Annotated in this window: 12 protein-coding genes and 1 pseudogene; 9 read left to right on the forward strand and 4 right to left on the reverse strand. The window is 65.3% G+C overall.

All coding sequences use genetic code 11. The features are described 5' to 3' along the window. Window positions 1–132 precede the first annotated feature (132 nt). Window positions 133–702 carry an elongation factor P gene (gene efp, locus FJ934_RS27205; RefSeq protein ID WP_140613495.1) on the reverse strand — a complete coding sequence of 190 codons (570 nt, stop codon included), beginning with the start codon at window positions 700–702 and terminating at the stop codon, window positions 133–135. A 123-nt stretch (window positions 703–825) separates the two neighbouring features. On the opposite strand from efp, the gene epmA reads away from it, so the two are divergent. Continuing rightward, the gene (gene epmA, locus FJ934_RS27210) at window positions 826–1872 is read left to right on the forward strand and encodes an EF-P lysine aminoacylase EpmA (RefSeq protein ID WP_140613496.1); all 1047 of its coding nucleotides are present in this window, start codon (window positions 826–828) and stop codon (window positions 1870–1872) included. A gap of 31 nt (window positions 1873–1903) precedes the next feature. On the opposite strand, the gene FJ934_RS27215 is transcribed toward epmA, so the two are convergent. After that, entirely contained in the window at window positions 1904–2314 is a 411-nt protein-coding gene (locus FJ934_RS27215) for a VOC family protein (RefSeq protein WP_140613497.1), read from the reverse strand. A 168-nt stretch (window positions 2315–2482) separates the two neighbouring features. On the opposite strand from FJ934_RS27215, the gene FJ934_RS27220 reads away from it, so the two are divergent. The 6 genes from FJ934_RS27220 to lpxK all read left to right on the forward strand — a co-directional run bounded on the left by FJ934_RS27220 (window position 2483) and on the right by lpxK (window position 8087). After that, window positions 2483–3826, forward strand: a complete 1344-nt coding sequence (locus FJ934_RS27220; protein ID WP_140613498.1) for a TldD/PmbA family protein — start codon at window positions 2483–2485, stop codon at window positions 3824–3826. After that, the gene (locus tag FJ934_RS27225; RefSeq protein WP_140613499.1) at window positions 3813–4628 is read left to right on the forward strand and encodes a 3'(2'),5'-bisphosphate nucleotidase CysQ; all 816 of its coding nucleotides are present in this window, start codon (window positions 3813–3815) and stop codon (window positions 4626–4628) included. The genes FJ934_RS27220 and FJ934_RS27225 overlap by 14 nt, the downstream gene beginning before the upstream one ends. Before the next feature lie 76 nt (window positions 4629–4704). After that, complete coding sequence (locus FJ934_RS27230) at window positions 4705–4950, forward strand: DUF4170 domain-containing protein (RefSeq protein ID WP_140613500.1); 246 nt, start codon at window positions 4705–4707, stop codon at window positions 4948–4950. A gap of 5 nt (window positions 4951–4955) precedes the next feature. After that, window positions 4956–5747, forward strand: coding sequence for a lysophospholipid acyltransferase family protein (locus tag FJ934_RS27235; RefSeq protein WP_140613501.1), 792 nt, complete (start codon window positions 4956–4958; stop codon window positions 5745–5747). Further along, window positions 5744–7060, forward strand: a complete 1317-nt coding sequence (waaA, locus tag FJ934_RS27240; protein ID WP_140613502.1) for a lipid IV(A) 3-deoxy-D-manno-octulosonic acid transferase — start codon at window positions 5744–5746, stop codon at window positions 7058–7060. Before FJ934_RS27235 ends, waaA begins: the two co-directional genes overlap by 4 nt. A gap of 1 nt (window position 7061) precedes the next feature. Then, complete coding sequence (lpxK, locus tag FJ934_RS27245; protein ID WP_140613503.1) at window positions 7062–8087, forward strand: tetraacyldisaccharide 4'-kinase; 1026 nt, start codon at window positions 7062–7064, stop codon at window positions 8085–8087. Here lpxK and FJ934_RS27250 read toward each other — a convergent pair. Then, the gene (locus FJ934_RS27250) at window positions 8084–8317 is read right to left on the reverse strand and encodes a DUF2093 domain-containing protein (protein ID WP_140613504.1); all 234 of its coding nucleotides are present in this window, start codon (window positions 8315–8317) and stop codon (window positions 8084–8086) included. The two genes, lpxK and FJ934_RS27250, sit on opposite strands and share 4 nt — an antisense overlap. Before the next feature lie 77 nt (window positions 8318–8394). Between FJ934_RS27250 and FJ934_RS27255 the strand changes: the two genes are divergently transcribed. Continuing rightward, window positions 8395–9033, forward strand: coding sequence for a hypothetical protein (locus FJ934_RS27255; protein ID WP_246671658.1), 639 nt, complete (start codon window positions 8395–8397; stop codon window positions 9031–9033). A gap of 38 nt (window positions 9034–9071) precedes the next feature. On the opposite strand, the gene FJ934_RS27260 is transcribed toward FJ934_RS27255, so the two are convergent. Next, on the reverse strand, window positions 9072–9998 hold the full coding sequence (locus FJ934_RS27260; protein WP_140613505.1) for a LysR family transcriptional regulator: 927 nt from the start codon (window positions 9996–9998) through the stop codon (window positions 9072–9074). 91 nt (window positions 9999–10089) lie between these two features. Here FJ934_RS27260 and FJ934_RS27265 point away from each other — a divergent pair. Further along, window positions 10090–10587, forward strand: a pseudogene (locus FJ934_RS27265) (DMT family transporter); the annotation flags it as partial. Window positions 10588–10660: the final 73 nt, after the last annotated feature.

The raw sequence follows: 10660 nt of genomic DNA on the forward strand, positions 1-10660 counted from the left end.
CCATGTTCGATCCAACCGAATGCTGGAACTATCTCAAACAGGCAGGCTACGTTGCATGTTAATCGCCCGATGCTCTAGCAGCGAGGACCGCTTCGGGCCGGCGTCGAATGCCGGCTAAATCGAACACCGGCCTCAGTCCTTCGCCCGCTCCACATACGAGCCGTCCGCCGTCATCACCACCACGCGGGTGCCGGGGGCGATGTGCGGGGGTACGGTGGTGCGCACGCCATTGGAGAGCAAGGCAGGCTTGTAGGAGGACGATGCCGTCTGGCCCTTGGTCGTCGGCTCGGTTTCGACCACTTCAAAGGTGGCGCGCTGCGGCAGCACCAGCGCGATCGCGATGCCGTTGAACTGAGACACCTGCACCGGCATGCCTTCCTGCAGGTAGGGTGCCGCGTCGCCGACCACGGCTTCCGATACCGCCACCTGGTCGTAGGTTTCCGGGTTCATGAAGTGATAGCCTTCGCCGTCGGCGTAAAGGAAGGTGTGCTCGCGCTCCTCGACATAGGCGCGCTCCACCTGTTCGGTGGTGCGGTAGCGCTCGGAAACCTTCACACCGTCGCCGATGCGGCGCATGTCGAGCTGCGTCACAGGGGTGCCCTTGCCTGGGTGGATGTTTTCGGCAAAGAGGATCACATAAAGCTTGCCGTCCTTGTCGACGACATTGCCTTTGCGGAGCGAACTGGCGATGACTTTCACCACGGTTTTAAATCCTGCGAGAGTTGACTGGCGTTTGCCGGCTTGTGCGGCGCTGGATGGGGCCCTAGCGCATCTTGGCGCGAACCGCCAGCCCCCCAGGCGAATCGGCATGCGTTCAATCCGCCCATGACCACCGCTTCGCCCTGGTGGACGCCGCATGTCCATGCCGACCGCCGCCCCCGCCTGATGCTGCGAAACGGCCTCACGGCCGCCCTGCGCGACTGGTTCACCCGCAACGATTTCGTCGAAGTAGGAACGGCGGCCCTGCAGGTCTCGCCCGGCAACGAGGCGCATCTGGCCGCTTTCGCCACGGAAGCGGTCGGGCCGGATGGCGCTCGCTCGCCGCTTTATCTCCATACCTCGCCGGAATTCGCTTGCAAGAAGCTGCTCGCCGCTGGTGAGCTCCGGATTTTCAGCCTGGGTCCGGTCTACCGCAACCGCGAGCGCGGCCCATTGCACCATCCCGAATTCACTATGCTCGAATGGTACCGGGTGGGCGAGACCTATGAGAGCCTGATGCGTGATTGCGCTGATCTGCTGGCGCTGGCCGCGACAAGGGCAGGGACCAGGCGCTTTTCCTTCCGTGGCCGCGATTGCGATCCGTTTGCCGATCCGGAGCGCCTGACGGTGGCGGATGCCTTCATGCGCCATGCCGGCATCGATCTGCTGGCCACGGTCGCCGCCGATGGCGACACCGACCGCGACGCGCTGTACACCGCCTTGACCAAGGCCGGCATGCGCACGGCGCCCGACGACAGCTGGGCCGACCTGTTCAGCCGCGTGATGGTGGAAAAAATCGAGCCCCATCTCGGCATCGGCCAGGCGACCATCCTGTGCGAATACCCTGTCGCCGAGGCGGCCCTTGCCCGGCCAAGCCCCAGGGATGCGCGCGTCGCCGAGCGCTTCGAGCTCTACTGCTGCGGCGTCGAGCTCGCCAACGGCTTTGGCGAGCTGACTGACGCGGCCGAGCAGCGACGTCGCTTCATCATCGAGATGGACGAGAAAGAGCGCATCTATGGCGAGCGCTATCCGCTGGACGAGGATTTTCTCGCCGCCCTTGCCATCATGCCGCAGGCCAGCGGCATCGCGCTCGGCTTCGACCGGCTGGCGATGCTGGCGACGGGCGCGCAAAAGATCGAGGATGTGATCTGGACGCCGGTCGCGGCGTCCTGAACGACAGCGCCCGCTGCGAGCCCTCTCGTCCTCAGTGCGCGAAAACCTGCTCCAGCGAGCGAAAGCCCTTGAATTCCAGGGCGTTGCCAGAAGGGTCGCGGATGAACAGCGTCGCCTGTTCGCCCGGCTCGCCCTTGAAGCGGACCATCGGCCGTTCCAGCCAGTCGATGTCGTCGCGCGCTTCCAGCCGGGTCGCCAGGCGCTGCCAGTCGTCCATCAACAGCACGGCGCCGAAATGCGGGATCGGCACGGTGATGCCGTCTACCTTGCCGTCGCTGGCGGCTTGCGCCGGCCGCAGATGCGCCGACATCTGGTGGCCGTAAAGGTCGAAATCGATCCAGGTCGCCGATGAACGGCCGATCGCGCAGCCCAGCACCTCGCTGTAGAAAGTGCGGGTTTCATCGAGATCGCGGACCGGAAAGGCGAGATGGAAAGGCGTCATCGAAGATGCTCCGTACAGGCTGGCGGACTGATTTTGCGTCACTGGGTTCGAGATGGGAACTGCGAACCCTGCATTTTGATTGAAGCCCATGCCATTGCACAAGCCGGACCGGAACAATAGATGGGTGGGCAGCGGCCAGGCTTTGGCCGCAACAGCAGGATCACAGTCATGGCCGACATATCAGACGCAGCAAAATTGGCCGACCGCGTCGCGGCCCTGGTCGAGGCCGCCAGGAAGGCCGGCGCCGATGCCGCCGACGCGGTGGCCGTGCGGGGCCGCTCCACCGGCGTGTCGGTTCGGCTCGGCAAGGTCGAGGCCACCGAATCATCGGAGGCCGAGGACGTCTCGCTGCGCGTCTTCGTCGGCCAGAGAGTGGCAAGCGTCTCGGCCACCGCCGCATCCGATCCGGTTTCACTCGCAGAGCGGGCCGTGGCTATGGCGAAAGTGTCGCCGCAGGATCCTTATCAGGGCCTTGCCGATCCGGCGCTGCTTGCGAAGCAAATTCGCGATCTCGACCTGTTCGACGCCACCGAAGTCTCCGCCGACCAGTTGAAGGAGGCCGCCCTTGCCGCGGAAGCGGCGGCCCTTGCGGTCAAGGGCGTGACCAATTCGTCAGGCAGCAATGCCAGTGCCGGGCTCGGCGGGCTGGTGCTGGCCACGTCGCACGGCTTTCTCGGCCATTATGTCGCCTCGCGGTTTTCGCGTTCTGCCAGCGTCATCGCCGGCGAAGGCACCGGCATGGAGCGCGACTATGAATTCTCCTCGCGCCAGCATTTCGCCGATCTCGATGCGCCTGAAGACATCGGCCGCAAGGCTGGCGAACGCGCCGTGCGCCGCATCGGCGCGCGCAAGGCCGCGACCGGCCCGGTCGATGTAGTATTCGATCCGCGCGTCGCGCGCGGCATTGCCGGCCACCTTGCTGGCGCCATCAATGGCGCCTCCGTTGCGCGCAAGACCTCGTTCCTGCGCGACATGATGGGCAAGCAAGTGGCCGCGTCCGCGATCACGGTCACCGACGAGCCGCTCAGGCCGCGTGGCCAGGCCTCGCGCCCATTCGATGGCGAAGGCGTCGAGGGCAAGAAGCTTCTGATGGTCGAAAAGGGCGTGCTCAACCACTGGTTCCTGTCGACCTCGGCGGCGCGGGAGCTTGGCCTCGTCACCAATGGGCGCGGATCGCGCAGCGGCTCTTCCGTGTCGCCATCCTCCACCAATCTCGCCATCGAGCCGGGGGAGCGGTCACCGGAGGATCTGATCAAGTCGCTCAAGACCGGTTTCTATGTCACCGAAGTGTTCGGGCAGGGCGTCGACATGGTCACCGGCGAATACAGCCGCGGCGCTTCCGGTTTCTGGATCGAGAATGGCGCGCTGGCCTATCCGGTTGCCGAAGTCACCATCGCCTCGAACCTGAAGACCATGTTCCTGAACATGGTGCCGGCTGATGACCTCGACCGCAATTTCGGCACGGCGGCCCCAACGCTCCTGATCGAAGGCATGACCCTTGCCGGCGCATGAACTGACCACTGCCGGTGCCCTCTCTGGCGCTATCGGGGATCTGCCGCTGCTGCGCGATGCCGCCCGCGAGGCGGGCCTCATCGCCATGCGCTACTTCGGCAACAGCCCGCAAGTCTGGATGAAGGGCGGCACTTCGCCGGTCAGCGAAGCCGATCATGCGGCGGATGCCTATCTGCGCCGCACGTTGCTGGCGGCGCGGCCGGACTATGGCTGGCTGTCGGAAGAGACGGTCGACGATCCGGTGCGGCTTTCGGCGCGCCGCACCTTCGTCGTCGACCCGATCGACGGTACGCGTGGCTTCCTGGAAGGTCAGCGCACCTGGTGCGTCAGCGTTGCCGTCGTCGAAAACGGACGCACGCTGGCCGGCGTGCTCGAATGCCCGGCGATGAACGAGATCTATTGGGCGTTGCCCGGCCAGGGCGCGTTCCGCAACGGCAAGCGCATTGCGGTGCGCACGCTTGGGGATATGGCCGAGATATCCGGGTTGAAGCAGTTGATCGACCTGGTGCCGCCCGGCTGGCAGAAGCGGTTGATACGGGCGCCCTACAGCCCTTCGCTTGCCTACCGCCTGGCGATGATCGCCAACGGCACGCTCGACGCCACCTTCGTCAAGCCGAACGCGCATGACTGGGACATCGCCGCCGCCGATCTTATCCTGCGCGAGGCGGGCGGCCAGTTGCTCGACCCGCATGGCCGCGCCCCGCTCTACGCCGGCGAGGTGACCCGCCACGGCGCGCTTGCCGCCGGCAGCGGTGATTTGCTGGCGGTGCTCGTCGATGTCATCGCTGGGCTGGATGCCTGAAAGCATTTTCGAAGGTTCCAAAGTCAACGGCTTTGGTCTAGACCTGTCACAAACTCACAATATGTGAAGGACCGACATGGCCGCGGAAGACGGAAAGAAACAGCTTTTGCATCTGGTGTTCGGCGGCGAATTGAAGAAGCTTGGCGGCACGGAGTTCCGCGATATCGAGGCGCTCGACATCGTCGGCATCTATCCGGACTATCAATCCGCGCATACGGCGTGGAAAGCCAAGGCGCAAGCCAGCGTGGACAATGCCCATATGCGTTATTTCGTCGTTCATCTGCACCGTCTGCTGGACCCCGACAACAAGGTCGTCGGTTGATTTCGATGGAGCATGATCTGGCGAAAGAGCCAGCCGGCGAGGCCGAGTCCGCGAGCAGGGGCCGCAGCCGCACGACCAAGGCCTTCTGGCGCAAGATCCGCGAACCGCTCGCACAGTCGCGATTCGTCAAGAATGCCATTGCCAGCCTGCTCGCGCAGTTCGTGCGGCTGGTTCGCCTGACCAGTCCCCTGGTCGCCGGGTCGGCGCGGTTTTCGGGAGGGGCCTACGCCGAGTTCGAACCCGGCATCATCGCTTTGTGGCATGGCCAGCATCTTTTGACGCCGGCCTACTATCCCAAGCGCAAACCACTGGTCGCCATGGTGTCACGCAGCGCCGATGCCGAGCTCAACGCACTAATGCTGGAGAAATTCGGCATCGAGGCGGTGCGCGGTTCGGGCGGGCGTGACAACGCCAGGCATCTCGACAAGGGTGGGGCCAAGGCACTGATCGCCCTCAAAAAGTCGCTCACCGCCGGCAAGAATGTCGCCATGATCGCAGACATTCCCCACGGCACACCGCGCGACGCGGGGCTTGGTATTGTTCTCCTGGCGCGCCTCTCGGGCCGGCCGCTCCTGCCGGTCGCCATCGCCACCAGCCGCCGCAAGGTGCTGGAGAAGAGCTGGGACAAGACCACCATAAACCTGCCATTCGGCCGTTCCGCGGTAACCATCGGGGCGCCGATCTTTGTGGCCGCGGACGCCGACGACGCCGAAATGGAGCGCAAGCGCCAGGAAATCACCACCGCCCTCAATGCCGCGACAGACGAGGCCTACCGTCTCGTGGACGGTCCGCGATGAGCGGCCGCTGGGCGCGTGCCATGCTGACGGCATACCGTTTCGCGGGTGCCGCCGCCTATCCGCTGATCGGGCCCTATGTCGCCTGGCGCATCTCGCGCGGCAAGGAGGACCGCAACCGCCGCCGCGAGCGCTATGGAGTCGCCGGCCGCCCGCGCCCCGAAGGGCCCGTTATCTGGATCCATGCCGCCAGCGTCGGCGAGACCATAGCCGTCGTGCCGCTGGTCGAAAGCATTCTCGATTATGGCGTCAACATCGTGCTGACGACCGGCACCGTGACATCGGCGCAGGTTGCCGACGAGCGGCTCGGCGACCGCATCATCCACCAATATGTGCCGCTCGATCTGAAGCCGGCGGTCAGCCGATTCCTCGATCACTGGCGGCCGGATCTGGCGATCATCGCCGAATCCGAGATCTGGCCGATGACCATCCTCGAGCTTGGCGCGCGCCATGTTCCGCAGGTGCTGGTCAATGGCAGGCTTTCCGACCGCTCGTTCATCTCGTGGAAGAAGCGGGCCAATATCGCCGAGGCGCTGTTCGAGAATCTCGCCCATGTCGTTGCCCAGTCCGATGTCGACGGCGAGCGTTTTCGCGCGCTTGGCGCCCGGCCGGTTACGGTGTCGGGCAACCTTAAGGTCGACACCAATCCCCCGCCGGCCGACGGACGGGCGCTGGCCTCGTTGCAGCGGCAGATCGGCGGCCGCCCGACCTGGGCGGCGATCTCGACCCATGACGGCGAGGAAGTGGTCGCGGCGGAAGTCCACGCGACGCTGCACAAGCGCCACCAAGGCCTGCTGACGATCGTCGTTCCGCGCCATCCCGATCGCGCCGACACGCTTGCCGCGCAGATTTCAGGCATGGGCCTGAAGGTCGCGCGGCGCAGCAAGGGCGACCGCATCGGGCCCGACATCGATATCCTTCTCGGCGATACGATCGGCGAGATGGGGCTTTATCTCCGATTGACCGAGATCGCCTTCGTCGGCCGCTCGCTGACCTCCGAGGGCGGCCAGAATCCTCTCGAGCCGGCCATGCTCGACACCGCGGTTCTCGCGGGGCGCAATGTGCAGAATTTTCGCGAAGCCTACCAGCGTCTGATCGACAGCGGCGGCGCCAAGCTGGTGCGCGATCGCGATATGCTGGCCGGGGCCGTCAATTTCCTGCTGACCAATGAAGTCGCACGCCACGAGATGATGGCCGCTGGAGTGGCGACCGTCGATGAGATGCGCGGCGCGCTGGCGCGCACGCTGAAATCGCTTGAACCCTATATCCAGCCGCTGGTCATCAAGTCGCGCCTGAAGGGCGCGAACGGTCGTTAACGTGGCCTCCGAAGCACCGCCATTCTGGTGGGAGAAGCCGGACTGGAAAGTCCTGGCACTATCGCCGCTGTCGGCCGTCTATGCACTGGTTGCCGGCCGCGGCATGCGGCGGGCCCGGCGCGAGAAGATCGACGCGCCGGTTCTGTGTATCGGCAATTTCACCGTCGGCGGCACCGGCAAGACGCCGGTCGCCATCGCGCTCGCCGAACAGGCCAAGCGCATGCATCTGAAGCCTGGTTTCCTGTCGCGCGGCCATGGCGGCTCCTTTGCCGAGCCGCACGTCGTCGATGCCAGTCACGACAGCGCCAAGCATGTCGGCGACGAACCGTTGCTCCTGGCCAAACACGCCCCCGTCGCGGTAACGCCGAACCGCGCGGCCGGCGCCCGGTTGCTGCTGGAAAGACATGGCTGCGATTTCCTGATCATGGATGATGGCTTTCAGAGCGCGCGCATCCACATCGACTATGCGCTGGTGGTGGTCGATGCCCGCTATGGGATCGGCAATGGCCGCGTCATTCCGGGCGGACCGCTTCGGGCCAAGATCGTCGACCAGCTGGTCTACACCAGCGGGCTGTTGAAGATGGGGGAGGGCACCGCGGCCGACATGGTGGTGCGCCAGGCGGCCCGCGCCGGCCGCCCGATCTTCGAGGCTCACACGAAGTCAAGCAGCAAGGCTGGCCTTGGCGGAAAGCGGTTCCTCGCCTTCGCCGGCATCGGTCATCCCGACAAATTCTTCGACACGGTGCGCCAGGCCGGCGGCGAGGTGGTCCTCTCCAGGCCCTTTCCGGATCATCATTTTTACGCCGAGGACGAACTCGCCGAACTGGCGGCGACGGCGCACGCCGAAGGCCTCGGCCTCATCACCACCTCCAAGGACGCCGCCCGGCTGCGCCACGGCGCCTCGCAGGAATTTCTCGGGCGTCTCGACGTGCTGGAAATCGACACGGTGTTCGAGCTCGACCATGTGCCCGAGCGCATCATCGAGGAAACGCTCGATGCCTGGCGGCAGCGCAGGTTGAGAGCCTAGCCGCGCTTGCGCATCTCTGGATGCACCTCGATTTCGCGGCGCAGCGAGGCGGCGGCGTTGGCGTAGGGCTCCTGCCTGGCGACGCTCCAGTATTTCAGCTCGTCCAGGGGGATGCTTTCTCCCGTCACGGCGCAGCGCACGAACGAGCCGGGACTGGTGACCTGGAAATCGCCATCGAGGTAGCGGATGCGGGCTTCCTTGCCGCCCGGGCCTTCGAAACGGTTCATCATGCGGTGGTGCCGAGGTTCATGCAGATTTCATCGCCACAAATCGCCGTCCAGGTCAAGCATCCGACAAGCCTCGGGCAATGCCGATCCGCCACGAGATGCTGGAAAAGCGCTTTTGTGGGGGCACGATGGATATTTCTACCGCCCGCCTGGCTTCCCTGCTCAAGGAGGCGATGACGCCGCAACCCGTGCCTTTGGCGAAGGCCGATCCGGTCAGGACGGCGTTGGTCCGGGAATTGGTCCAGCCTCTGGTGGCCCCCCTGTTCGCGCAGCGGACGGCACCGGCGCTGTTGGCGATGCCCGCGGCGCCGGCGGCCGCCAAGTCGCAGCAGATTGCTTCGGCTGGCATCGTCGAAGCCTATATGGCGCAACTCGACGCGAGGGACGAAGCGGCGCTGACAACGGTCGTGGCAAGGAAAGCGGCGCCTGAAGCCGAGTCGCAGCAGCGAGGCTTCTCGCCGTCTTCGGCAACGGCCAACGACAACACTCCGGCCCGAGGTGTAAGCTTGTCACTGCTGTCGCTTATCCCGCCGCAGGGTCCTGTCCCGCGCAACGCCGCCGCCCTGGATGCATCGGCAAGCCGGCGACAGCCTGCCAATCAATCCTATGGAGCGGCGCCGAACCCTGACCGGCTGCTGGTGAAGATTGGCTTTGTTTCGATAACGGCCGCTTTGCTGGGAACCGTGATCGTCGGGTTCATCCTGCTGCTGCTTCGCTGAACCGCGAATCGGCGGGTGCTCGGGAAAGGCGGCCAAGCCTATCGCTCCGCCTCGATGAACGCTTCGATCTTTTCCGGCGCCAGTCCGGCCTGCTGCGCGATGCGGCGGGCAAGGTCCGCCGCTGCGGTACGTGGCCGCCCGATCGGCCGGTCGAGCCAGTAGGACACCGGATTGAGCGCGGTGCGCTCGTCGACTGCGGTGATGCGGCCCGACATCAGCTGATGCCCGCTCAGCGGCGGACGCGCCAGCGCGATGCCGAGCCCATAGGCGGCAGCGTCGAGCACCAGATTATAGTCCTCGAAACGCCTGTCCTGCGGGCGCGGCCGATAGTCCATCCCTTGCGCGGCGAACCAGGCGCGCCAGCCGGAGGCGTCGGAATCATTGATCAGCGGAAATCCGAGCAGCCGGGCGGGGTCGCCGCTGCCAATCTCCCGTGCCAGCTCGGGCGAGGCGACGGGGAAGACATGCTCCTCGAAAAGTTCTACCGAGACGCGGCCCGGGATGCCGCCGCGGCCGCAGCGGATCGACAGGTCGATGCCTTCATCGGCAAGATCGGCCTGGCGGACGTCTACATCGAGAACGATGCGCAGCCTGGTGGGATTGTTTTCCAGTGCCGCCATGCGCGGCATCAGCCACAGCCCGCTGACCGAGGGGATCGAGGTCAGCCGCACCACCGCCGTTCCGCGCGGCTCGGTCCAGCGGTCCGAATGGCTCGATATTAGGGCGAAGGCTTCCGATGTCCGCAGATGCAGCCGGTTGCCTTCGATCGTCAGCGTCACGCCGCGCGCGCCGCGATCGAACACTTTCAGCCCCAGCCAGCCCTCGAGCTTGGCGATCTGCCGGCTGACGGCGCCATGGGTGATGTTGAGCCTTTCGGCGGCTGCCGAAAAACTGCCGGTCCGCGCCGCCGCATCGAAGGCACGCAGCGTTTCGAGCGGCACCATCGCCTCTGAGCTGTGATCCATGCTCACAGGTGATCCTCGATTTGGTCGTTTGTCAATAAGCGAGAAAAGGCGTTTTGTGGCTTTCAGAATGGAAGAGCACCGGGACCGTGAGATGAGTGCGACGACAGGCACGTTGAATTCGACACAGCGGATGGACAGCACCGCAGCCATCGCCGTTGCGCTGACCGTGGTCGGCTGGGCATCCGCTTTTCCGGCCATCCGTGCCGGCCTTGCCGCCTTCCAGCCGCTGGAGCTTGGGGCGCTGCGCTTTGCCATCGCCGCCGTGCCGGCGGCGATCTTCCTTGCCGTCAAGCGCCCGGCGCTGCCCCGAATCGGCGAGTTGTGGCGCTTCACCTTTGGTGGCGTCGTCTTCGTGGCGCTCTATACGGCGATGCTCAATTTCGGCGAACTGACCGTCTCCGCGGGTGCGGCCGGCTTCATCATCAATGTCAGCCCGATCTTCACCGCCATCATGGCGATGGCGCTCCTGGGCGAGCGTTTCTCCGGCATGGCCTGGGTCGGCACGGCCATTTCCTTCGCCGGCATAGGCATCATCGCCGTGGCTGACGGCCATGGCCTGCACTTCAACGTCGGCGCGCTGCTGGTGCTAGAGCATAATCTGACCTGACGGAATCGCGAGGGATTCCCATCGGCGAGAATATCTGATTCATCATGTCTGCTGG

The organism is Mesorhizobium sp. B2-4-12 (assembly GCF_006441575.1).
Classification (GTDB): domain Bacteria; phylum Pseudomonadota; class Alphaproteobacteria; order Rhizobiales; family Rhizobiaceae; genus Mesorhizobium.

Excerpts from the sequence above, each read along its gene's own strand:
- FJ934_RS27255 (WP_246671658.1), top strand. The coding sequence starts at position 8,395 with ATGCCGATCCGCCACGAGATGCTGGAAAAGCGCTTTTGTGGGGGCACG.
- FJ934_RS27250 (WP_140613504.1), bottom strand. The coding sequence starts at position 8,317 with ATGATGAACCGTTTCGAAGGCCCGGGCGGCAAGGAAGCCCGCATCCGC.
- FJ934_RS27230 (WP_140613500.1), top strand. The coding sequence starts at position 4,705 with ATGGCCGCGGAAGACGGAAAGAAACAGCTTTTGCATCTGGTGTTCGGC.
- FJ934_RS27260 (WP_140613505.1), bottom strand. The coding sequence starts at position 9,998 with ATGGATCACAGCTCAGAGGCGATGGTGCCGCTCGAAACGCTGCGTGCC.
- FJ934_RS27220 (WP_140613498.1), top strand. The coding sequence starts at position 2,483 with ATGGCCGACATATCAGACGCAGCAAAATTGGCCGACCGCGTCGCGGCC.
- epmA (WP_140613496.1), top strand. The coding sequence starts at position 826 with ATGACCACCGCTTCGCCCTGGTGGACGCCGCATGTCCATGCCGACCGC.
- waaA (WP_140613502.1), top strand. The coding sequence starts at position 5,744 with ATGAGCGGCCGCTGGGCGCGTGCCATGCTGACGGCATACCGTTTCGCG.
- FJ934_RS27215 (WP_140613497.1), bottom strand. The coding sequence starts at position 2,314 with ATGACGCCTTTCCATCTCGCCTTTCCGGTCCGCGATCTCGATGAAACC.
- FJ934_RS27235 (WP_140613501.1), top strand. The coding sequence starts at position 4,956 with ATGGAGCATGATCTGGCGAAAGAGCCAGCCGGCGAGGCCGAGTCCGCG.